General features: G+C 38.4%; 19 protein-coding genes. 15 read left to right on the forward strand and 4 right to left on the reverse strand.

Going from position 1 to position 23,271, the window contains the following annotated elements:
• The first annotated feature begins 52 nt into the window (after positions 1–52).
• Positions 53–1,414, forward strand: a complete 1,362-nt coding sequence (locus FGM00_RS19540; RefSeq protein ID WP_138854538.1) for a sigma-54-dependent transcriptional regulator — start codon at positions 53–55, stop codon at positions 1,412–1,414.
• On the opposite strand, the gene FGM00_RS19545 is transcribed toward FGM00_RS19540, so the two are convergent.
• On the reverse strand, positions 1,389–3,875 hold the full coding sequence (locus tag FGM00_RS19545) for an ATP-binding protein (RefSeq protein ID WP_138854539.1): 2,487 nt from the start codon (positions 3,873–3,875) through the stop codon (positions 1,389–1,391). The genes FGM00_RS19540 and FGM00_RS19545 overlap by 26 nt on opposite strands.
• 372 nt (positions 3,876–4,247) lie before the next feature.
• On the opposite strand from FGM00_RS19545, the gene FGM00_RS19550 reads away from it, so the two are divergent.
• The 8 genes from FGM00_RS19550 (at position 4,248) to FGM00_RS19585 (ending at position 16,759) form a co-directional block, all read left to right on the forward strand.
• Positions 4,248–6,509 carry a TonB-dependent receptor gene (locus tag FGM00_RS19550; RefSeq protein WP_138854540.1) on the forward strand — a complete coding sequence of 754 codons (2,262 nt, stop codon included), beginning with the start codon at positions 4,248–4,250 and terminating at the stop codon, positions 6,507–6,509.
• 10 nt (positions 6,510–6,519) lie between these two features.
• Positions 6,520–7,425, forward strand: a complete 906-nt coding sequence (locus FGM00_RS19555; protein ID WP_138854541.1) for an ABC transporter substrate-binding protein — start codon at positions 6,520–6,522, stop codon at positions 7,423–7,425.
• A 407-nt stretch (positions 7,426–7,832) separates the two neighbouring features.
• A complete protein-coding gene (locus FGM00_RS19560) occupies positions 7,833–9,413 on the forward strand; it encodes a vitamin K epoxide reductase family protein (protein ID WP_138854542.1) in 1,581 nt (526 codons plus the stop codon).
• Between the two features lie 113 nt (positions 9,414–9,526).
• Positions 9,527–9,733, forward strand: coding sequence for a TIGR04149 family rSAM-modified RiPP (locus FGM00_RS19565; RefSeq protein ID WP_175416280.1), 207 nt, complete (start codon positions 9,527–9,529; stop codon positions 9,731–9,733).
• 86 nt (positions 9,734–9,819) lie between these two features.
• On the forward strand, positions 9,820–10,608 hold the full coding sequence (locus FGM00_RS19570) for a GLPGLI family protein (protein ID WP_138854544.1): 789 nt from the start codon (positions 9,820–9,822) through the stop codon (positions 10,606–10,608).
• Positions 10,592–13,231: a carboxypeptidase-like regulatory domain-containing protein gene (locus tag FGM00_RS19575; RefSeq protein ID WP_138854545.1), complete on the forward strand. Its 2,640-nt coding sequence runs from the start codon at positions 10,592–10,594 to the stop codon at positions 13,229–13,231. Before FGM00_RS19570 ends, FGM00_RS19575 begins: the two co-directional genes overlap by 17 nt.
• Positions 13,232–13,260: 29 nt before the next feature.
• Positions 13,261–15,459, forward strand: a complete 2,199-nt coding sequence (locus FGM00_RS19580; RefSeq protein ID WP_138854546.1) for a peptidase domain-containing ABC transporter — start codon at positions 13,261–13,263, stop codon at positions 15,457–15,459.
• Position 15,460: 1 nt separating this feature from the next.
• Complete coding sequence (locus FGM00_RS19585) at positions 15,461–16,759, forward strand: HlyD family secretion protein (protein ID WP_138854547.1); 1,299 nt, start codon at positions 15,461–15,463, stop codon at positions 16,757–16,759.
• A gap of 236 nt (positions 16,760–16,995) precedes the next feature.
• Here the strand turns inward: FGM00_RS19585 and FGM00_RS19590 are convergent, their stop codons facing one another.
• Entirely contained in the window at positions 16,996–17,433 is a 438-nt protein-coding gene (locus tag FGM00_RS19590) for a Rieske (2Fe-2S) protein (protein ID WP_175416281.1), read from the reverse strand.
• 210 nt (positions 17,434–17,643) lie between these two features.
• On the opposite strand from FGM00_RS19590, the gene greA reads away from it, so the two are divergent.
• Entirely contained in the window at positions 17,644–18,120 is a 477-nt protein-coding gene (gene greA, locus FGM00_RS19595) for a transcription elongation factor GreA (protein ID WP_138854548.1), read from the forward strand.
• A 69-nt stretch (positions 18,121–18,189) separates the two neighbouring features.
• Positions 18,190–18,582: an HIT family protein gene (locus tag FGM00_RS19600; protein WP_138854549.1), complete on the forward strand. Its 393-nt coding sequence runs from the start codon at positions 18,190–18,192 to the stop codon at positions 18,580–18,582.
• On the opposite strand, the gene FGM00_RS19605 is transcribed toward FGM00_RS19600, so the two are convergent.
• Positions 18,563–18,925 carry an ABC transporter ATP-binding protein gene (locus FGM00_RS19605; RefSeq protein ID WP_138854550.1) on the reverse strand — a complete coding sequence of 121 codons (363 nt, stop codon included), beginning with the start codon at positions 18,923–18,925 and terminating at the stop codon, positions 18,563–18,565. The genes FGM00_RS19600 and FGM00_RS19605 overlap by 20 nt on opposite strands.
• Before the next feature lie 49 nt (positions 18,926–18,974).
• Positions 18,975–20,123, reverse strand: a complete 1,149-nt coding sequence (locus FGM00_RS19610) for a sensor histidine kinase (protein WP_138854551.1) — start codon at positions 20,121–20,123, stop codon at positions 18,975–18,977.
• Positions 20,124–20,364: 241 nt separating this feature from the next.
• Between FGM00_RS19610 and FGM00_RS19615 the strand changes: the two genes are divergently transcribed.
• From FGM00_RS19615 to FGM00_RS19630, 4 genes are all read left to right on the forward strand, one after another.
• The gene (locus tag FGM00_RS19615; RefSeq protein WP_138854552.1) at positions 20,365–21,171 is read left to right on the forward strand and encodes a hypothetical protein; all 807 of its coding nucleotides are present in this window, start codon (positions 20,365–20,367) and stop codon (positions 21,169–21,171) included.
• A 52-nt stretch (positions 21,172–21,223) separates the two neighbouring features.
• Positions 21,224–21,883: a hypothetical protein gene (locus tag FGM00_RS19620; RefSeq protein WP_138854553.1), complete on the forward strand. Its 660-nt coding sequence runs from the start codon at positions 21,224–21,226 to the stop codon at positions 21,881–21,883.
• 72 nt (positions 21,884–21,955) lie between these two features.
• A complete protein-coding gene (locus tag FGM00_RS19625; protein ID WP_138854554.1) occupies positions 21,956–22,714 on the forward strand; it encodes a DUF5995 family protein in 759 nt (252 codons plus the stop codon).
• A gap of 99 nt (positions 22,715–22,813) precedes the next feature.
• Positions 22,814–23,194 carry a DUF3127 domain-containing protein gene (locus FGM00_RS19630; RefSeq protein WP_138854555.1) on the forward strand — a complete coding sequence of 127 codons (381 nt, stop codon included), beginning with the start codon at positions 22,814–22,816 and terminating at the stop codon, positions 23,192–23,194.
• Positions 23,195–23,271: the final 77 nt, after the last annotated feature.

Raw genomic sequence — 23,271 nt, forward strand, 5'->3', positions numbered from 1 at the left:
GATAGCCAATTTCTGTATTTGTTACGTAGATAAATAACAGAACAAACACAATATGCCAAACATCTTGATTATTGAGGACGATGCCGCATTCTGTAAAATGTTGCAAAAGTTCCTGACCAAACATAACTATCAAGTACAAGCAAGCTTTAGTGCACCGGACGCCAAAACCAAACTTTCCGAAACAGCGTTCGATGTAGTACTTACAGATGTGCGATTGCCCGACTACGACGGCCTTCAGTTGCTTTCGGATATCAAGGAAAGCAATCCCGAAACACAGGTTATTTTGATGACCGGTTACGCAGAGGTCAGCGCGGCGGTTAAGGCCATGAAAAATGGAGCTTATGATTATATTTCAAAACCTTTTACTCCGACCGATATCGTAGCATTAGTGGAAAACGCCTTGAAAGCGGAAAATGGAAACAATGTATCGCAAATATCACTGCCCAAAACATCCGAACCAAAAAAGGCACCTATTCGAAAAAATGATTCAAATAGTATACAGGGGATAAGCAGTGCCTCATTAAAATTGCAGGAGCATATCGAGCTTGTCGCCCCTACCGATATGTCGGTATTGATTACCGGTGAGAGCGGCACAGGTAAGGAAGTCACCGCTAAGGCCATTCACGATCTAAGTAGCAGGAGGGAAAATAATTTTATCGCGGTAGACTGTGGAGCCATTCCGAAAGAACTTGCATCAAGTGAATTTTTCGGGCATATAAAAGGTAGTTTTACAGGTGCGATCGAAGATAAAATAGGCAATTTTGAGGCAGCCGACGGCGGAACGCTTTTTTTGGACGAGGTCGGAAATCTCTCCTATGAAAATCAAATCCAATTGTTAAGAGCGCTGCAAGAACGCAAGATCAAAAAAGTTGGAAGCAACAAAGAAGTTACCGTTGATGTGCGAATCATTACGGCGACCAATGAAGATTTAAGCGAATCAGTGTCAAAAGGTGCCTTCAGGGAAGATTTATTTCATCGTTTGAACGAGTTTTCAATTCAACTTCCTTCTTTACAGGACCGCTTCGAAGATTTAATGATGTTCGCAACGCACTTTTTGGAGAAAGCCAATACTGAACTGAACAAAAAGGTGAACGGTTTTTCAAAGGAAGTTCAGAATGCCTTCAAAATCTACCATTGGCCGGGGAATCTAAGGGAGCTTCAAAATGTAATCAAGCGATCGGTCTTGCTCAGTACGGGAGAGGAAGTGCAAATTGAGGCATTACCGCAAGAAATAGCCAATCCCGCCGAAAGGAATACGATAAAGACGGAATTTTCAAAGTCTGAATTCGAGAAAGACCGTATCATCAAGGCATTGAAACGAACCAATTACAACAAATCGGAAGCTGCTAAACTGCTACAGGTTACCCGAAAAACCCTTTATAATCGAATCAACCATTATAAGTTGGACTTGTAGCGAACCGTTCTTCCAGAGCAGCGAGCAGATCAAATACCGATACTTCTATTTTTTTAAGGGCATTTTTCACTTCTTCCGCGTTCATGGTAGTGGCATTAGCGATTTCCATACGTTCCAGTTCGGGTACGCATGCCACTTTCAGTTGGCGGAACATGGGTAGCATCCGATGGGTAATTTGATTTATTTCGGCATAATCCAAGACCTGTACCGCAGTTTTCAAGGCGATCATGTTCCGTTTTGTGTCGGAGACAAAGGTATACAGCACATCATTGACAACGTCTTCGTTCGTGCCAAGGAAGGAATGAATCAAATCAAGATCATACGGTTTATTGCTTACTAATTCCGGCGTGTGAACTTCTTCTTTTTCTTCCGATGGTATCTCGCTCCCTAAACCCAATAGTTTGAACATGGCGATGAGCTCTTTTTTTGAAAATGGCTTTTGCAGAACTTGTGCAAAGCCTAAAGAGGTATAGGCTTCCATCTCGAGGTCGCGACGTCCTGTCATGGCAATGATCGGCTGGTTCGTGTAATGCTTGTAAGCGCCCGATTTCAGCCTCTCCAGTACCTGAAAGCCCGTTATCTGTGGCATTTGTATATCGGTCAGTACGAGATCGTAATCCAGAAAAGTATCTTTTTCAACTTGCAAAAAATTAGGAAAAATATGGGCCGTAATACCCATAGAGGCCATGAGTTCTTTGAGCATACGTAGGAGCGCCGTATCATCATCAATGATCAACATGCGCAGTTTTCTTGCCATATATTGGCCTTCTTTTTGGGCCGTATCGATACCCTTCGAAATTTGAAGGGGGAGATGTAGGCTAAAGGTACTGCCTTTGCCCACTTCACTCTTTACCCTAAGCTTTCCACCAAGTAATTTAGACAGTTTTTTGGAAATGGTAAGGCCAAGTCCGTATCCGCCAAATTTCTTTTCCGTGGTATTGTCCGCTTGTGTGAATTCGTTGAAAATCAAACGTTGTTTTTCTTTGGGAATGCCAATTCCGGTATCTATTACATCTATTCGGGCCGCTACGGCCGTCGCTTTTTGATCTGCTGTAGCCTTAATGTGTATAGTTCCTGTTTCCGTAAACTTAAAGGCATTGCCGATTAAGTTGGTCAGTACTTGGCGAATTCTAACGGGGTCTCCAAGCACTGGGGTTTGCAGGATCTTATCTATGTCTAGAAAGAGGTTTACGTTTTTGTTGTCGTAAAGCGATTGAATGCCCTCAGCGGTTTCCTGTACGAGGTTGGCCAAGACGAATGGTACGTTTTCGATATGCACCTTGCCCGATTCCAATTTAGAAAAATCAAGAAGGTCGTTAACCAGATTACCAACGTATTCGGAAGAACTTCTTACATTTTTAAGATACTGTTTCTGTTTATGGCTTAGCGAGGTTCCCTCCATTAACTCGGTATAGCCCGTAATCGTATTTAGGGGGGTACGCAAGTCATGGCTTACCGTAGAAATCAACTGCTCCCGACTTTTTAAAAGGGATTCGGAGAATTTCTTTTCCTTTTCCAGCCGTTCCCGATATGTCTGAATACGCCAAAAGTCCCGATTGATCAAAAAGGTGAATACCGCCACGACTAAAAATCCCAATAAGGCCGCTCCTGCGGCCAAACGTATACTTCGACGCAATACCAACTTGCGCTCCTGATTCTGCGCATAGCTATTCAAGATCATTTCCTTTTCAATGGCGGCGATAATCGTTTGTAGCTGGGACGAAAGCTCCAAATCGCTTTTGTTTATCAATTTTTCTTTTTCGGAAATGAACCGCTGCGTCTTGGCATCGTTCTTTTTTGCCTGAGCGAGAATGGTTTTTGATGCATTCAAAACGGAGTCTATTTTCTCGGTATCGGAAATCGTGGCATTTTGTTCGGGAATGTTCTCATTGAGGTAGGCCACCCAATCTTCCAGCACCTTTCTTTTATAGGGTGAAAGGCGTTCGGGATGAGGTTCAAAAGTATAAATGGTCAATTTTCCGAAAGAGTCTTCCAACTTTTGAAAATCGTTTAATGCCTTGTCTATAGAATTGTTCGCATCGTTTTTATTTTTCGCGCGTAGTTTTCGAAGCTCATTGCTATTTGCTATTTTTTGCTTTAGCAGCACCTGAACGCTATCCAACAAATCAACCTGACTTTCGGACGTAGACAGAAGTTTTAGCGTGTCTACGCTTAATACTAGCGTATCTATTTTTGAGGAATAGGCGTCGAAATTTTTCTGGGTACCACTTTGTTGGGCCAGCTTCGAAAGGCTTTCCGCTTGATAAAGTTGGGTAACCAATGCCCCGGTCTTGAGCAGTTTTCGATCGGTATCTTCGGCCGCACCATAATACAGGAAACCTTTGACCTCCGAATAAATGAAGTAGCCCGAAGTCAGGGCCAAAGCTACTAGAAGCAGGTAGCTGACCATTATTTTTACGGTAAATCGCTTCTTAGAATCGTTTTTCATATAGTGTTCCAATCCAGACGGTTAGAATAGATACGTATATAATTCACATATTGACTATAAGAATACGTTAATATTTATTTGATTTGCTATGGATAAATGAGGTGTCCACCTTACCTTTACACCATCTCAAAGGGGTGCTTTGCTCCTAACTTGAAACAGGCATACCCTGAATCAAGTTCAGGGTGCGGCTGAGATTATACCCAATGAACCTGGGCAGGTAATGCTGCTAAGGGACCGAGCGTTAATGAAATGTCCAATAGACATTTTTAGCGAGGGGCTAGCCGACGTGTGGGCTAGCCTGAATTTGGAAAACGTCTTTTTCAGGACAAAAATCAATTTTAACTTAGAATAATAGCCCCTTTTATTCGTAGAACCATTTTACGAATGAAACTGCTCTGTTCAACATTTTCCTTAAAAGCCGCATGTCAAAAAAGCGGTGCAACGCGACTATTGAGAAACAGTAAAAAATGTCGTGTTAAAACTACTGTTACTACGCTGGCCCTACTTGGGCTAACATTGGCCTCCCGGGCCCAACAACAATCAACGGATTCCCTAGAAGGGAAAAAAGTGGTGCTCGACGAGGTTTTCGTCTCCGCCATTAGAGTGACTAAAGAAACTCCCGTCACCTTTTCCAACCTGACCAAAGAACAGATTAAACCGAGAAACCTAGGGCAGGACATACCGATTCTGATGAATTTTTTACCCTCGGTGGTAACAACTTCCAACGCGGGTGCCGGAATAGGGTACACGGGCATACGGGTTCGGGGTAGTGATGCCACTCGGGTAAACGTGACCATCAACGGTATCCCCTATAACGATGCCGAGTCTCAAGGTACATTTTGGGTGAATATGCCCGATTTTGCCTCTTCTACCGAAAGTTTACAATTGCAACGTGGGGTAGGCACCTCTACGAATGGTGCGGGTGCCTTTGGTGCCAGTCTCAATATTTTAACCGATGGTATTTCGGAAGATGCCTTTGCTCAGATTTCCTCTTCCGCAGGCAGTTTCAATACCTTAAGGAATAATATCAAGTTCAGTACCGGGCTGTTAAACGACCATGTTGAGGTCTCCGGAAGATTGTCGCGTATTACTTCCGATGGCTATGTCGACAGGGCATCCTCCGAACTGGATTCCTATTTTCTCCAAGGAGCGTATAAAGATGACAATACGGTGATCAAGGCGTTGCTCTTTGGAGGGCACGAGATTACCTATCAATCCTGGTTCGGTATTGACCGGGCTACTTTGGAAAGTGATAGGACCTTTAATCCAGCAGGGCAGTACACCGATGAAAACGGGGAGACCCAATTTTATGATAACGAAGTGGATAACTATAAACAAGACCATGCCCAGCTCTTATGGAACGAGCGTTGGAATACCAATTGGAGCAGTAATATCGCCCTGCATTATACACATGGGCGCGGCTATTTCGAACAATTCCGGGAGGATGATGATTTCGAAACCTATGGCTTTGCTCCACTTACTGTAAACGGGGAGGAAGTGAACACCACCGATGTCATTCGACGCAGATGGCTTGACAATGATTTTTATGGGGCGGTCTTTTCAGCGAACTATATCACTGAAAAGTTGGATTTGATTTTAGGAGGGGGATACAATAAGTACGTAGGCGATCATTTCGGGGAGGTTATCTGGGCACGATTTGCTAGCGACAGCAACATTCGTGACCGGTATTACGACGATACCTCCGATAAGACGGATTTGAACCTCTATGCCAAGGCCAATTATGAATTGAGCGATAAATTAAGCCTATATGGCGATTTACAATACCGTACCGTAGGATATCGGGCCAACGGTGAGGAAACGGGTCTGGTGGATGATACCTTTAATTTTTTCAATCCCAAAGCGGGAATCACCTACGATTTGAGAAAGAACAGCAGCCTCTACCTAAGTTTTGCTGTGGCCAATCGCGAACCGAACCGTAACGATTATGAAAACGGAAGCCCCAAACCTGAACGCCTGAACGATGTGGAACTCGGCTGGCGTTACGTTGCCCCGTGGATTACCTTAAATGCAAATGGGTATTATATGGGCTATAAAGACCAGTTGGTACTTACGGGAGAGTTGAACGATGTAGGAGCGCCGTTGCGGGCCAACGTGGGCGATAGTTACCGTATGGGACTTGAAATAGATGCGAATATAAGGTTCAACGAAAAATTTAACTGGCGGCCCAATGTGGCGATAAGCACCAATAAGAATCAAGATTTTCGGTTTCAACGCGATGGCGTGTTGCAGAATTTAGGGAATACGAACATTGCCTATTCCCCAGGTTTGGTCATCGGCAATTGGTTTACCTATAGCCCTGTCGACGTACTCCAAATTTCATTCCTTTCGAAATACGTCGGCAAACAATATATGGGGAACATCGACTCCGAAACCTCGGTTTTAGAGGCCTATTCGCATCTTGACTTTAATGTACAATACATTTGGGAAATCGATGCCTTTATTGAAAGCATTACCCTGTCTGGAATGGTCAATAACGTTTTCAATGAAGACATTGTTTCAGATGGCTACTTCTTTACGTTCGATGATGATTTTAGTACTCCCGGAACGATTACTACCGTTGAAGGGGCAGGCTTCTATCCGCAAGCGGGCACGAACTTTTTACTAGGGGCCACCTTAAAATTCTAAGCATACGCTGATGGAAAATTTAAAAATCGCATTGGATTGGACGGCAAACACCAACCATACTGGCTTTTTCGTTGCCAAGGACAAAGGCTATTACGAAAATTTGGGGATAAAGGTAGAAATCATGACTCCGGATACCGATGATTACAGCAGTACCCCTGCGAAAAAAGTAGAATTGGGCCAGGCAGATATGGCGCTGTGCCCTTTCGAAAGTGTCGTAAGTTACCGCACCAAAGCCAGTCCCTTTGATGCAATTGCTTTGGCAACCCTTTTTAGGGAAGATATCAGTGCAATTGCGACTTTGGATGAGGGAGGAATACAATCCCCAAAGGATTTGGATGGCAAAACGTACGCTTCCTATCAAGCCCGATATGAAGACGAAATCGTTCGGCAAATGATTCGAAATGATGGCGGAAACGGGAATTTTGAAATCGTCTACCCAAAGAAATTGGGAATATGGGAAACCATAGTCCATAAAAAATACGATGCTACATGGATTTTTACGAACTGGGAAGGGGTACAGGCGAAAAATGAGGGAATTGAATTGAAATTATTCAAAATGGCCGATTACGGTATACCATACGGATATTCCCCCATTTTGTTGGCGTCTGAAACTATGGTAAGGAAGAATAAAGAGACGTACAAAAAGTTCCTCGAGGCCACAAAAAAAGGATTTCTCTTTGCTCAAAAGCATCCGGAAGCTGCTGTTGCCTGCATCACATCGTTTGTTTCCGAACAGGATAGCAATATCGATTTGTTGGAAAGCCAACGGTTTACTTCGTCGTTTTATGGGAATGCCGCGAATTGGGGACACTTTGACAAGGATAAAGTGCAGACCTATATAAATTGGTTGCATGAGAGCGGATTGGAAACCCAAAAACTGTCTGTCGACGCGCTACTTTTTAGGGGATTGATTTAACGTTGTTCAATCTACCTTCAAGCCCATATCAAGCCTGAAGTTAAGCTGCATAATTTGCTGACGACTCGCTGCCTTGGTGTTTCAGAGTACCTTTCCTAGGGACATGCTGGAACTGCGCATTCGCTCGCAAAGTCTCGGTATCATGTGATGCATAATATAAAAAATATCGCACTTGAGACCATCTAGATAAATGCAGAAAATAACTCTATGATTCCATAAAGCAGCTTATTGGTTCTAATAAATTGTTAAAATAAATAATATTTAAATAAAGAAGTATATATTTATGATGTAAGAATTAACTACAGGTTCTTAATTGTATAGATTACAAAATTTCATTGTATTATTCCTTTAATAACTGTGGAATATTATTTAAAATTTATAACAATCCTGAATTAAAGTTTTCAGCTATGAGCAACCTTTTAGATTCTATGCGAATAATTTTGAGGTTGTTAAAGATTGAAAAAACAAATTCTTATTTGAAGGATACCCTTTTTTCTCATCCGAATTATCCAAGTCTCTTATCTATATCTGATACATTAGGAAAGTACAGGATAAACACCCTTGCAGTTAGAATAGGTGAAGAAAAATTACAAGAAATTCCTCTCCCGTGCTTTGTTCAAGTAGTTGATCAAGGCACTACTCTTTTATATATTTTAACCAAAATTAACTTAAATGAGGTAGTCCTAATTAAAGAATCCAATTTGATTACCAAATCCTCTAAGATGGATTTCCAAAAAAAATGGACAGGTATCTGTCTTCTCGTTGAGAAAACTAAAAATTCTAAAGAACCAGATATTGAGAAAAAGTTAGCCAGAAAAAAAAGTATTACAGTTTTATCATCTAGCATAACTACAGTACTAGTTACCTTGTCAATTTTAAGCATGTCGCAATCTTGGAATATGGACAAGTTCTTAGTTTCCAATTTAGGTTATCTTATTTTAAAAGTTACCGGTCTAATTACCACGATTTTATTATTATGGTATGAAGTGGATAAATATAACCCTGCTCTCCAAAGTTTTTGTTCGTCAAACAAAAAGATGAACTGTGAAAGGGTATTGGGCTCTAAACATGCCTTTCTTTTCAACGGTACTATTAGTGTGAGCGTAATAGCATTTGGATATTTTTTTTCTTCTATTGTATTATTGCTATTAAAAAATTTTTCCAATAGCTCACTAAATATTTTATGTATTCTCACAATTAGCGCCTTGCCTGTTATTGCTTATTCAATATATATGCAATTTTTAGTGATTCGGGAATGGTGTAAATTTTGCATGATACTTTTGACGGTTTTGTTTTTCGAAAATGTTCTTGTCTATCTAACTGGAATTGAAATAAATAACATCAACATCCATGATATTTTAATATTTATTCTTTTCTTTTTGACACCAATATTGACATGGATTCTACTTAAGACAGTTTTTGAAAAAGGGAGAGAAACAAACATGCTAAGGCGAAATTTGAAGAAATTTAGAACTAACAAGAAAGTCTTTGAAAACCTCCTTTATGATTCTAAGAAATTAAGCACAAATCCTGATGGCTTAGGAATTTATATGAAAAACGCAAATCCCAAATACAAAGTATTGAAAATATGTAACCCCTACTGCAGTCCTTGTGCCAACGCGCATCCAATATTAGAAAAATTACATGATAATGGAATTATAGATTTACAAATTCTATTTACTGCCAAAGCAGACCAAAATGATAAAAAGTACAAACCGGTGAGCCATTTATTGGCGATAAATGAAACTGATCCTAAAAATATTAGCCGAGCGTTAGATGATTGGTATTCGGCTAAAAGGAAAGATTATAATGCATTTGCAAAAAAATACAAGATTAATGGGGAACTATTACAGCAAAATGATAAAGTCCGGAAAATGAAAGATTGGTGCGAAGCGGAGCAAATTATTCATACCCCCACTATTTTTATAAATGGATATAAATTATCCAATGAATATAGTGTGGGAGATCTAAGCGTGCTTTTAAAATAAAAAGTTATGATATAGAGGTAAGTATCTAAAACAAAATTCTTTCGCGAAGAATGGACATAAACCTTGGATGTCCGTAAATGGCCAGGGCAGTTATAAATTTTAATTTTTTAATTATGAAAAGTTTGTCAAGTCTAAATTTTGAGGCGAATGAAGTGCTTCAAAGAAGTCAAATGAAAACTGTTTTTGGCGGTGCAGTTTGTTCTAGTGGCAGTTCGGAAGTGGGATTTGCATGCGCTGATGGAACTTCTGGTGGTTCGTATACCATCTGTAATGAACATTATGATGCGTTTGTAGAAATGGCAGAAGACTTTTGCGGTTAGTGCAATTTATGTTTTAATTGCTAATCTGAATAGCTTTCTATTGGACTTAACGGTCCAATAGAAACTATTTTTTAAAACCATAAGTAATGAAAATCATAATATGGATTATTCTGATTGCAGGTCAAATTAACAGTTATTCACAACAAGAATTTAAGGGCATTGTTAATTACGGTCATAAAAAAAGTTTGGGTATGGGAACTCCTATCGGAATTGACTATAATGCGCAACTTGTTTTTAACGCTTTTTTAGCAACCTATACATACAATAAAGATGACTTGGAAGGAGGCCATGTAAACGAAATGAAAAGTATTAGAAAAAACGAGAAACAGGCGTTTATAGTTGGAAAAAAAACAACCGAAATTGGTCTTGCTTATCATATGGATAGGGATACCGACTTATTTAAGAATAGAGATATTGGCTATTTTTACGTTAAAGATTCAATCCCAAAAATGAAATGGGAAATACATGATGATACTAAGAAAATTGGGGATTTTCAATGTTCGAAAGCAACTACAAATTTCAGAGGAAGAGATTATACAGCTTGGTTTAGCACAGACATTCCCTTACCCTATGGACCATGGAAACTGCATGGTCTACCTGGTTTAATTTTAGAAGCTTATGATACACATAAAGAAATCTTTTTTTATTTCAAATCAATTGAATATCCTACAAGTCAGGATATTGACATATTTATACCCGAACCCGAAAGTGAAGGAAAAGATTGGATTTCATCAGAAAAATTTAAATCAGAAATGATAAAGAGATATGAAAAGGCCATTATTAGCGGAAGAATGTTTTCAGAACAATCTTCGGCACCCACAAAGTCAAAGAAAAAAATGCCTATGAAAAACCTATTTATTGAAGTTTTTGATTAAAAAATATACACTATTACTAATATTAATCAGCTATGCAGGCCACGCTCAAAATATAGCGATAAAGGGGCAGATATATAATACGGACAAAGCAGCTATTATTAATGCTAGTATTGTTATTTATGTAGATGGTTTGATTGATGGATACGTATATTCTAATGATTTAGGGTACTACAAGATAAAATCAAAAAGCTTGAAGAAAAATGACACCTTAAAACTAGTAGTAAATAGCTTGGGCTATAAAAGTGTTACAAAGATAATTAGTTCTCAAGAAGTAAAAGAAATAGTTCAGGATTTTATATTAGAAGAAAAGGTTGAAGAACTGAATGAAGTTGTTTTAGAAGCTTGGGAAAAAATGAAGGTTAGCGGAGATACCGTTACTTTTAGGGCAGATACATATATGAACGGGTCCGAACAAGTAGTTGAAGACTTGTTGAAAAATCTTCCTGGTATTGAAGTCCTAAAGGATGGAAATATAAAAGTCAATGGTAAATCAATCGACAAATTGTTGATTGAGGGAGATGATCTTTTTGATGAAAAGTATAAATTGCTTTCCAAAAATTTGGATGCAAAGAATATATCGGAGGTTCAAATTTTAAGTAATTTTGAAGACAATCCTGTTTTAAAAAGTTTTCAAGAATCGGATAAAGTAGCGATAAACTTAACCCTAAATGAGGACAAGAAAAATGTATGGTTCGGAAATGCAAGTATTGGCGTTGGAAGTGATGAACGATACAGCGGTTCAATCAATGTAGGGTTATTAAAGAAGAAGATTAAGTTTTTTAATCTGACAAATTTTAATAACACTAGAAATTTAGCAGTTTCTCAAGTAAAAAATAGTGGTGGACTAAATATTTTAGACTCGGAAGCCGAAAAAAAATTTGAAAAGGAAAGTAACACAATAGTAGATATTAATAATGTAGTAGACCCAAACTTTTCCGATAATGAAGATGTATTTAACAATTCATTTTTGAATTCTCTTGCCTTAGTTACCAATCTTTCCGAAAGGACTAAATTAAGAAGCTTAAACTATTATGTCTTAGATAAAATCAGTAAGCAAAATACAAACATAGTCCAGTACTTTGCTACTCCTGAGACAGTAGAATTTTCAGAGGAAAAGAAGATTACTACTAAAGACATCTTTTTAGCGACGGAACTAGAAATAAAACATTTTAGTAAAGATAATACTTATTTCAAGTATGACTTTTCTTTTGAAAATAATCCGACAATAACCAACGGAAATGTATTAACCAATAATAATATGATTTTTCAAGTTCAAGATGATGAAAAATATAATTTCTTCAACCACTTGAATATTACTAAATCACTAAAGGAAAACAAGTTACTATCTGTATATGCATATTATGGTGTAAATCATACAACACAAAATTATACTGTACAGCCAAACGTTTTTAACGAACAATTGGGGGGAAATCCGCCACGCCTAACACGTATAAAACAAAACACAAATTCACCACTTAGATACACAGGGCTATCAGCAGAAATCATTTCCAAATACAAAAGGTCAGAATTAGGTTTTGAACTCTCCGGGGGTCTTGAAAATGATGAAATCAAATCTTCATTTATACTAGACAATCAATTACCTGTAGATTCCCTATCAAACAATACTAACTTTAGAACAGCAACTTTAAGCGTTAGCGGCAGTTATACATACTACTTTTCGCAAAAATTGAAATTAAAATCATCTGTTAATATTGCTCAAAATTACCTTACTCTAAATGATGACAAGAGTCAATTATTTTTTTTTAACCCTCAAATCGGTTTGGCCTATAAGAAAGATGAAATAGGTTCTTTTGGTCTAAATTATAGGATTACAAATAACCAACCTCCTATTCAGTATCTGAATGAAAATTTTATTCTGAAAAACTATAGAACTTTTACTAAAGGGTTGAGTGATATTATCCCGACTAAAAATCAAAGTCTAAACTTAAGGTATACTTATAAAAGTTTTGAGAAATTATTTTTAATAAATTCTTTTTTCTCTTACAGTTTTTCAAATGTCAACTATGGTTTTGAAAGTATTGTCGATAAGACCTCAAGTTTCAATACATATAAAATTCTAGAAGGTGGCGATATGTTCAATTCAAATTTAGGTATCAACAGTTATTTGAAAAGTTTGCCACTGTCGTTCAGATTAAACATCTTTCAATCCTGGAGCACTAACTTTGTAGACGTTAACAATAGTCTGGGAATTGTAAAAAATTATAATTCTAATTATAGATTACAAGGGACGACCTATTTAAACATTCCTTTAAACTTTAAATTTCACCTACAATTTAATTATTCAACAGGAGAGTTTGATAATCAGAAAACTTCAAACGATTACATAGAAGCCTCATTAAATCCAATTTTGGAATTATCGGATAAGTGGGTTATAGAAATAAGAAATGATTTTTACTCGATAAATAATAATAATTTTTTATTTACAAATGCAGAAATAAATTTTAATCCAATTAAAAGTAAATGGTCTTACCAATTGATTGGCAGTAATTTATCAAATATTCAAGAATTTTCAAATGTTTATATATCCGAGTTTCAGAGTAGTAAATCTAGCTTCAGAATCGTGCCGCGATATTTTATATTGAATGCGAAATATAGATTTTAAAAACATATTACTCCATTAAAATTTATTAATTGAAGAAAACCTTTCCTTTCTATAGGCAGCCTGACTCCAAAGACTGTGGCCCCACATGTTTACGAATAGTTTCTAAGCATTATGGTAAGTTAATATCATTAGAAAAAATTAGACGGTTATCTGAGACTACAAGGGAAGGTAGTAATCTACTTAAATTAAGTGATGCAGCTGAGGCATTGGGCTTTAAGACTATAGGCGTTAAGTTGGGATATAATAAACTCAAAGCAGCTCCATTGCCTTTTATTGTGCATTGGAATAAAAACCATTTTGCTGTAGTATATAAAATAAAGAATAGCAGGGTTTTTGTTTCTGATCCGGCGTACGGATTGATTGATTATTCTATAAATGAATTTATTGGTCATTGGATTGGAAATAATGCTGATGACACGTCTCAAGAAGGAATCGCTCTTTTATTGGAGACTACCCTAAAATTCAAAAAGCAGGATTGGGAAGAAACAAATCGAAGTTCAATTGGGTTCATTTATCAATATTTCTTTAAGTACAAAAGTTTATTAATACAACTCTGTATTGGTCTTTTAGCAGGTAGCGTTTTACAGCTTATTTTCCCATTTTTGACACAAAGTATAGTAGATGTGGGTATTCAAAATCAAGATGTTAGCTTCATATACATTGTTCTTATTGCACAAGTGATGCTTTACATTGGAAAAGCTAGTATTGAAATCTTTAGGAGTTGGATTTTATTACATCTTAGCACGCGTATCAATATTTCTTTGGTTTCTGATTTTTTCATAAAATTAATGAACCTCCCGATTGCATTCTTCGATACTCGTATGACAGGAGATATAATGCAACGTATCAATGACCATAATAGGATTGAACAGCTGCTCACGGGTTCTACTTTAAACACGTTGTTTTCATTCGTCAACTTAGTTGTTTTTGGTGCTGTTTTATTCTATTACAGTCCTACAATTTTTTTGATTTTTATATTTGGTAGTTTCCTATATGTTATATGGATACTTTATTTTTTAAAACGTAGAAAAGAATTGGATTACAAACGTTTTTCTGAGCTTAGTGAAGAGCAAAGCACCGTCATTGAACTTATCAATGGGATGCAAGAGATTAAAATGAATAATGCAGAAAAGCAAAAAAGATGGAAATGGGAATTTAATCAAGCACGTCTGTTTAAAGTCTCAATAAAAAGTCTGTCTTTGGAACAGACCCAAGGAACAGGATCTTCTTTTATAAACGAACTCAAAAATATTGGGATAACATTTACTTCGGCGATTTTAGTTATTGAAGGAAGCATAACGTTGGGAATGATGCTCTCTATACAATATATTATTGGCCAATTAAACGGCCCTATCACTCAAATGGTAGGCTTTATCCGTGCTTATCAAGACGCTAAAATCAGTATGGAACGTTTGGCAGAAATTCACGACAAAGATGATGAAGAAAGTAAAGAAAAACAATTTGTTTCAGTTGTAAAAGAGAACCAAGAATTACAATTAAGTAAAGTAGATTTTAGATACTTAGGTAGTGATGAAAAGGTATTAAAAGGGATTGATTTGGTCATACCGCCGAAAAAGATAACCGCCATTGTAGGCGCAAGTGGTAGCGGAAAAACTACTTTAATGAAACTTTTACTGAAATTTTACCAACCTGATAATGGAACAATTACTTATGGTGAAAATGACTTAGCTTCTATTTCACATAGAACTTGGAGGGATGAATGCGGAGTGGTCATGCAAGAGGGATATATTTTTAATGATACAATAGGTTATAATATCGCTGTTGGGCAAAGTGTGATTGATTATCAAAAGTTAATTAAAGCATCTAAAGTTGCCAATATTTATGATTTCATCCAAAATCTGCCTCTTGGATTTAACACCAAAATTGGTAATGAAGGAATAGGAATAAGCACTGGACAAAAACAACGTTTGTTAATAGCGAGAGCGATTTACAAGAATCCTAAAATTTTATTTTTCGATGAGGCTACCTCCGCACTGGATTCTAAGAATGAACGTATTATTATGGAAAATCTTAATTCATTTTTTAAAAATAGAACGGTAGTTGTTATTGCTCACCGATTAAGCACAGTTAAGAATGCCAATAAAATAGTGGTAATTGATGAGGGTGAAATTATAGAAATAGGCTCTCATGAAGCATTGTTAAGTACAAAAGGGATATATTATAATTTGGTTAGGAGTCAATTGGAACTTGGAAATATAAAAAGGTAAAATGCCAGATAAGGTTAAGATTATAAAACTTAAATTACGGTCAGAAGAAGTACAAGAAATTCTGACAACACCACCTTCATGGATTGTACGCTGGGGAATGGCCCTTATCTTTATCTTAACAATTATTCTTATACTACTATCTTTTTTAATAAATTATCCGGACTTTGTAACGGCAAAAATATTGGTAACAACTAAAGAACCGACCGAAAAGATAGTAGCTAGATATTCTGGTTCAATAGATAAATTTTTTGTTGAAAATCGGGACAGCGTCCAAATTGGACAGGCAATCGCAGTTTTGAAAAATTCTGCAATAGATACTGACGTTTATCGACTAAAAGAGCTTCTGGACTCCATTGGCTACAATATAAGAGATTTCATTTTTCCTTTAGAAGTTACATCCAAGCTAAGGCTAGGGGAAATTGAGCCATCATATATTGAATTTGAAAAAAATTATATTGAATATAGTCTACTGAAGAATCTAAAGCCCTACGAAAATCAATTGTCAGGGAATAGAAATTCACTTACAGAACTCAAAAGTCAGATGACAAATCAAATCGCACAAAAAAAAATTTTAGAAGACGAAATTATTTTAAGGCAAAATGAATTTGAACGTCACGAAAGACTATTTAAAAAAGGAGTTATTTCAAATCAAGAGTATGAACAGAAACAATTGGATATTTTACAAACGCAGAAAAGTATAAATGCAATGGCTATTTCAATTTCTCAAATGCGCGAAGCTATATCTGGTGCCAATCAATCCATAAGAACTACATTTATTAACAAAAACAAGGACAATACAACTTTTTTAAAGAACCTCTTGCAAGCCTATAACACCTTAAATCGCGCTATAGGCGAGTGGGAATATAAGTATGTTCTATCATCTTCCATTAACGGTAAAATCAGCTTTCATGAATTTTGGGGAACTAATCAACAGGTAAATACAGGTGATGTTGTATTCTCTATATTACCACTAGATAAGAACGAATTAGTTGGTAAATTGGTCATTCCATCGCAGAATGCTGGTAAAGTGATTCTGGGACAAAAAGTATTAGTCAAATTAGATAATTTCCCGTACCAACAATATGGAATGCTAATTGGCGAGGTAAAGAACATATCCGCCTCACCCAATTCAGAAGGAAATTATTTTGTTTACATAGCTCTTTCAAATGGAACTAAAACATCTTATAACAAAACACTTCCTTTTGACCAAGAACTAATAGGAAACGCAGAAATAATCACAGAAAATTTAAGTATTGCACAACGTATTCTTTATAAATTCAAGGATGTTTTTAAGTATTAACCAAAAGATGTAAATCGATATACTATATCGAGAGGACATTTTCAATACTTCTGTAGGCTTACCCTTTTAATTACATCGTAGATACACCCCAGCCCTTACCGAAATCAACTTTTAAACACTGACCATAGTAAAAAAAGGGATCAAGTATGAAAATGATTCAAAAACATTCCTCTGGCAATCTGAGGACATATATTCTTGAAAATTAGCCGAACTCCTAAACGCGCCGAAAAATATAATTAATTTGAAACGCTTACCACACCGCCGTTGAAAGTAGTGTTGTATTCCAGCATATCGTAGTATCGCATACCATCTTCCGGTCGTGAAAACTGCTGTCCGGTGAATAGGCTGTATTCAAAATCCTCACAGGGGCATACGGCTGTTTGCCCATTTAATTCCATCGTGGAACACTCGTTCGGAGCGTGATTCGGACAACTCGCCTCAAAAGCACGAAACTGCTCGAGGCCTACGTTCATGACAAAGATACCCCGTGTGCCTACACCGTTCGTACCCACAAAGACTGCGTTTCCCGTATTGCTCAACGGACTGTACAAGGGCAAGTTCAGATTCAAATCAAAACGAAATCGGACTTCGACCAGATACGGATTGCGATTCCCGCGATCATTGTCGCAGGCCATCATCAAAATCAAAAGAAAACATCCCAAAATACGTTGCATACGGTGTGCTCTTAATACCTTCATTCCAGCAAAAATGAACAAAAATATGTATATTTGTATAGAATCCTCTTTAAAAGCCGCATGCTTAGCGGCACATTCAGGGGATTTTTCTTATTAAAATACCTTAGCAACTCATTGCCGTAAAAGTGTTCGACAAAATTGCTTTGGTAGCGAAAGGGGATATCCCTTTCCCTTTAAAACGATCAAATTATGAGTAACGTATCTTATTATACCCCTGAGGGCCTAAAAAAATTGAAAGACGAACTGAATCAATTAAGGGACGTAGAACGACCGAAGGCATCGCAGGCGATCGCCGAGGCCCGGGACAAGGGCGACCTGTCGGAAAACGCGGAGTATGATGCGGCCAAAGAGGCACAAGGCTTATTGGAAATGCGCATTTCTAAAATGGAAAGTACCTTGGCCAATGCCAGATTGATTGACGAGTCGCAATTAGACACTTCAAAAGTGTTGATTCTGTCCACGGTAAAACTGAAGAACCATAACAATGGAATGGAAATGAAATACACCCTGGTCGCCGAGAGCGAAGCGGATTTAAAAAGCGGAAAAATTTCGGTGAGCTCCCCGATCGGTCGTGGTCTTTTGGGGAAAAAAGTTGGAGATACGGCTGAAATTACCGTGCCTAGCGGCACTTTAAAATTTGAGATTTTAGAGATTTCCAGAAGTTAAGCCGCAGTATTTGGCTATATTTAATCCTGCCGAAAGGCGGGATTTTTTATGACTGCTAAACACGAACCCATGCCAACCCTCTTCACAAAAATCATCAATGGAGAAATACCCTGTTACAAAATAGCGGATGACGAGAACTATTTCGCTTTTCTAGACATTAACCCCAACGCAAAAGGCCACACGCTCTGCATTCCAAAACAAGAAACGGATAAGCTTATGGATTTGGATGAGGAAACCTATTTAGGTCTTATGCGCTTTTCCAGAAAAATCGGAAAGGCAATTGAAGCCGCAGTCGATTGCAAACGAGTAGGTATGACCGTAATCGGATTGGAAGTGCCCCATGTGCACGTTCATCTGATACCCTTGAACGAAATGAAACAGGCCACCTTTCAGCATAAAGAACAACTTACCCCGACCGAATTTGAGGAAATTGCGGAAAAAATCAGGATGGCAATTGAATGATGCCTTGATAGAACAGGTAAACTACAGCACCCACAGCGGCAACAAGAAATAGAATTAATCCGTAAAAAAGGCCGGTATATTTCACCGAGGCTTTTTCCGGGACTACCATTTTTTTATAATAATCGAATAGTCTGTCGATATCATCGGTCCACTTGGCAGGGTAGATATCCGAACCGCATTTATTGCAGGTAAGCTGGCTAGTTACCTCATTTGTTGTGCGGTGGGCGAGCTTCCCGTACCTGTGCTTTTGATAGAAGCTGAGCGATAAGTCTTGGTTAAAGCACTCAGGGCAATTGCATTTTAGCGCTGCCACTTTGATGACCTCTAATTTCTCTTTTGCCATATGAAGTACTAATTACGTGAAGAACTCAAGATAAGTTCACTCTGTAAATTTATGGAATAAGCTGTAAAGATACCTGCATAATCGTGCCCTGCTTGCTCGACGAAAGTACTTTCACCTTTCCTCCGTGATATTCCTCAACGATTCTTTTCACCAAGCTTAAACCGAGCCCCCAGCCCCGTTTCTTAGAGGTTACGCCCGGGTTGAATATGGTCTGGTAATTTCCCTTGGGTATTCCCTGGCCACTATCGGATACAAGAATATGTACGAGATTGCCGTCTTTTAAGATTTCAATGCCGATATTTCCCTTTCCCCTCATGGCATCGATACCATTTTTCACCAGATTTTCTATGGTCCACTGGTATAACGACGGATTCAGCAAAACGTTGGTCGCATCAATCTGTGATTTGAAGGAAAAATGAACCAATTTTGAGCTGCGCAATTTTAAATAATCAAAGGCACTTTTGGTTTCTACAACGATATCGTGTTCCTCCAGACTTGGAAGTGATCCGATTTTAGAAAAACGCTCTGTTATGGTTTCCAATCGAGAAATATCCTTTTCGATTTCTTTGGTAATCTCGGGGTTGATATTCTCTGCCTTCAAGAGTTCGTTCCACCCCAGTAGCGATGATAAAGGTGTTCCGATCTGGTGGGCGGTTTCTTTTGCCATTCCGGCCCATAGTTTGTTCTGCTCGGAAGCTTTGTTTGTCTTAAAGAAAAAGTAGATGACCGTACCGAATAAAAGTATGATAAGCAATAGGGCCAAAGGGTAGTATTTCAGCTTATTGAGTACCTCGGAATTGCCGTAGTACAGGGTTTGTAGATGGTCTCCGTTATCATCAATGTTGATCGGGGTGTTCTCGCTTTCGAATTGCTTTATTTTTCTTTGGATGTAGAGCGAGTCGCTGGCCTGTTCCTCGGGAATGTTGTTCGTTCTAATGGCACCATCTTTGGTGACCAATATCATGGGCGTCGAGGTATTGTTCTGAAAAACCTTCAGGGTGAGGTTGCCCAGTTCGGCGGTTTCCGAAGATTGCAACAATTCTAGTTGCGCGGTGGCCCAGATTTCCATCTTGTGGCGTTCCTCTTCCTTAAAAGTCTTGAAAAAGCTATTCGTATTCCATAAAATCAGACTTACGATAACGAATGATGTTATCAATAAAACAATTTTGGAAACCTTGCTTTTCGGATTAAAGTTCATCCACTTTTGGTCTATATCCAAATATACAGCAAATTGCCATAAATCAGTGTGGGCAGATTGTATGATGGCTTGCGTGTTTGATGTACATTACTGAGGTAAAACAAGAAATTCTTGGATCTATCTTTAGAGGAACTTTGTGGTTTATAAAAAGTTTTCCTTTTAAATTTATTAATCTTCGGTGAGCACCGAACACAAAATTTTGATGGGACACCTGTTTTTGACTACCTTCAATATGCTATAAATGAAACGGATACAGCTATTCGAGTTTGAGGATTTCGACTGGTTTCCCAACTGGTTGAGGACCTGTATGACCAATCTCATCATCATTCTGTCAAAAATGATTGGAGTGGCTGAAGTGCTCGCAGGTTTGGTCACTAAGACTTTGAAAGAGCAGAACCAATCACAAATCGTTGATTTGGGTTCGGGTTCGGGCGGAGTGATGCCGGAAGTTTTGAAAATGGTCCAAAAAACACCAGGTTTAGAGAACGCTTCAATGCTTCTTACCGATCTATACCCCAATCCTATATTTATCCGAAAGTTCAATAAGAGTACCACTGATGCTATCGAATACAGCAAAGTTCCTATTGATGCTACCGATATTTCAAAAGCACCAACGGGGCTGAAGACCATGATCAATAGCTTTCATCACATGCCACCTGAAGCTGCAAAGAGTATATTGGATTCCGCGCAAAAAAACAACGAACCCTTACTGATTTACGAAATGGCCGAGAACAAAATGCCCTTATTGATCTGGTGGCTGTTGCTTCCGTTTTCATTGGTCATATTGATTATCATGGTACTGTTCATGACCCCTTTTGTGAGACCTTTGACCTGGAAACAATTGGTGTTCACCTATCTTTTACCGATAATTCCTATTTGTTATGCTTGGGACGGGCAAGCTTCATTGCCGAGAATGTACTCCTTTAAAGATATAGACCAGTTGCTCGAAGGTTTAGGGAGTACTGCCTATGGCTGGGAAAAAGGGTACGCTAGAAAAAAGAACGGTAAGGCTATGGGAACCTTTATAGTAGGGTTTCCCAAAAGCTAGTTGTTTGTTTGGGGAGCGGATTTTCGTTCTAATATCCCACAAACAATTACGAATGAAACGCTCTATATTTTATCTACTCGTCTTGTTACTAGGCGCTCAAATGTTTTCCCAAAAGGCCGATACTAACCCTGATTTTAATACGAACTCCTACATTTCAATCAACCCATTGCCATTGGCCGACCCCTTTACCCCACGGCTTAGAGTGGGCTACGTACAGCATATAAAAAACCGAATCAAGGTCGGTGTGGATATAGGTTACGGGAATGACGTTCACAAACGCAACCAAGAAGCGGGCGAATCGTACCGATTGTGGGAACTGCGCCCCGAGGTGTACTATGTACTAAAACCGGAGGCAAAAACGATAAAATATATTTCCGCGGAGTTTTTCTATATCAATCAAGAAAATCGTTTTGTGAATGGTGATTATGAAAGGGAAGACGGGGTAGATATTGACTATGACAGCGCCGATTATGAAAGGCAAAAGTACGGTATGCACTTGAAATTCGGACTCTTCCTCGATATTGGCAAGAGATTGGGCTTCAATTTTTATGGTGGCGTTGGGTTTCGTTTTAGAAACAACGAATATACCAATGTTGTAAATCCCCAAGAAGGGAATGTTATTAGGGAGTGGTATGTAGGATCAGAGGTCGAAGAAGGAAGCGATTTTAGATTAAATCCGTCCCTAGGTTTTAAATTTTACTATAAATTGTAAGATTTCGTAACCTTGAGGTTCCGGTTGGTCTCCAATTGCCCGTGGCAATTATTGCGTACTTTTAGAGTATACATGAGCCGCGCAACTACGATACAGGAGGTTTTAAAGCAGTTGGATACGATTATAGCCGACGCGATTGCCAAGAACAATCGGCTTGGGCTTTTTGCATACGTTTACCGCAGGACTACGGCGGAGATACTTCAAGAGGTGCAATCGGGAAGTTTTGAAGACAATGAACTTCTTGAAGAATTGGATGTGGCCTTTGCCAACCTGTACCTAGACGCGTACCGTAATTATCAGCATAAAGAGCCGATTTGTAAATCTTGGGAATTTGCTTTTGTGAACAAGGAGGAACCCCTGTCTATCTTGCAACATATTCTGATGGGCATGAACGCGCATATTAATTTAGACTTGGCAATCGCTACCGGCCAGGTTATGAGGGGAAAAGATATTGTGTCGATACAGAATGATTTCGATAAGGTGAACGACATCCTTTTTGGTATCGTGAATGAGATGCAGGACAAACTTAGCAGGGTATCCCGACTAATGTTCTTATTGGATATAGTCGGTAAAAATTCTGACGAAAAAATCATTGATTTCAGCATGCGAAAGGCACGGCAACAATCGTGGAATAACGCCAACCTTTTATGGGGTTTGGGTCCTGAACACCAAGAGTTAGCCATGCAAACCATCGATGGTGCCGTCTTAAAAATCAGTAAGTTCATTAAATCACCAAGGTCAAGGATCATCAGGTTCGTCCTTCGGATGATTCGAAAATTCGAGGATAAAAATGTGGGCGGCATTATTTCGAAATTAAGAGCGGTCCCTTAAGAATTCTCTTGATAACTTCTACTATTTTTTTTAGGTGGATAGGGTGATTACCAGTATTTTTAAACTCTGTAAAATTTAGTTCACATATAATTCATATTCATGGAAATTCAAGGAAAAGTAAAAATGATCGGGGAAACCCAAACCTTTGGCAGTAATGGTTTCAGAAAAAGGGAAATCGTTGTAACAACCGAAGAGCAGTACCCACAGCATATAATGGTCGAGTTCGTACAGGACAAGACCGATTTATTGAACAGTTACCAAGTAGGTCAATCGGTAAAAATCAGCATCAATCTGCGCGGTAGGGAATGGACCAATCCGCAAGGGGAGGTCAAGTATTTCAACTCCATTCAAGGATGGCGAATCGAAAACCTTCAGGTAGCGGAGCAGGGTGCGGGCCAAATTCCACCGGCACCACCGGTAGAGGCTTTTCAGCCTGCGGATAATCTGAATGAGGAAGATCATGACGATCTGCCTTTTTAGCAAGTTCATAGTATAGAAACAGAAAGCTCCGTTTACAAACCTTTGTTAGCGGGGCTTTTCTCTTATTTAGCTATTTG

Source organism: Aggregatimonas sangjinii (assembly GCF_005943945.1).
GTDB lineage: Bacteria > Bacteroidota > Bacteroidia > Flavobacteriales > Flavobacteriaceae > Pelagihabitans > Pelagihabitans sangjinii.

What these genes read in the sequence shown, in the direction of transcription:
- FGM00_RS19540 (WP_138854538.1), top strand. Translation starts at nt 53, where the DNA reads ATGCCAAACATCTTGATTATTGAGGACGATGCCGCATTCTGTAAAATG.
- FGM00_RS19550 (WP_138854540.1), top strand. Translation starts at nt 4,248, where the DNA reads ATGAAACTGCTCTGTTCAACATTTTCCTTAAAAGCCGCATGTCAAAAA.
- FGM00_RS19555 (WP_138854541.1), top strand. Translation starts at nt 6,520, where the DNA reads ATGGAAAATTTAAAAATCGCATTGGATTGGACGGCAAACACCAACCAT.
- FGM00_RS19560 (WP_138854542.1), top strand. Translation starts at nt 7,833, where the DNA reads ATGAGCAACCTTTTAGATTCTATGCGAATAATTTTGAGGTTGTTAAAG.
- FGM00_RS19565 (WP_175416280.1), top strand. Translation starts at nt 9,527, where the DNA reads ATGAAAAGTTTGTCAAGTCTAAATTTTGAGGCGAATGAAGTGCTTCAA.
- FGM00_RS19570 (WP_138854544.1), top strand. Translation starts at nt 9,820, where the DNA reads ATGAAAATCATAATATGGATTATTCTGATTGCAGGTCAAATTAACAGT.
- FGM00_RS19585 (WP_138854547.1), top strand. Translation starts at nt 15,461, where the DNA reads ATGCCAGATAAGGTTAAGATTATAAAACTTAAATTACGGTCAGAAGAA.
- FGM00_RS19590 (WP_175416281.1), bottom strand. Translation starts at nt 17,433, where the DNA reads ATGCAACGTATTTTGGGATGTTTTCTTTTGATTTTGATGATGGCCTGC.
- greA (WP_138854548.1), top strand. Translation starts at nt 17,644, where the DNA reads ATGAGTAACGTATCTTATTATACCCCTGAGGGCCTAAAAAAATTGAAA.
- FGM00_RS19600 (WP_138854549.1), top strand. Translation starts at nt 18,190, where the DNA reads ATGCCAACCCTCTTCACAAAAATCATCAATGGAGAAATACCCTGTTAC.
- FGM00_RS19605 (WP_138854550.1), bottom strand. Translation starts at nt 18,925, where the DNA reads ATGGCAAAAGAGAAATTAGAGGTCATCAAAGTGGCAGCGCTAAAATGC.
- FGM00_RS19610 (WP_138854551.1), bottom strand. Translation starts at nt 20,123, where the DNA reads ATGAACTTTAATCCGAAAAGCAAGGTTTCCAAAATTGTTTTATTGATA.
- FGM00_RS19615 (WP_138854552.1), top strand. Translation starts at nt 20,365, where the DNA reads ATGAAACGGATACAGCTATTCGAGTTTGAGGATTTCGACTGGTTTCCC.
- FGM00_RS19620 (WP_138854553.1), top strand. Translation starts at nt 21,224, where the DNA reads ATGAAACGCTCTATATTTTATCTACTCGTCTTGTTACTAGGCGCTCAA.
- FGM00_RS19625 (WP_138854554.1), top strand. Translation starts at nt 21,956, where the DNA reads ATGAGCCGCGCAACTACGATACAGGAGGTTTTAAAGCAGTTGGATACG.
- FGM00_RS19630 (WP_138854555.1), top strand. Translation starts at nt 22,814, where the DNA reads ATGGAAATTCAAGGAAAAGTAAAAATGATCGGGGAAACCCAAACCTTT.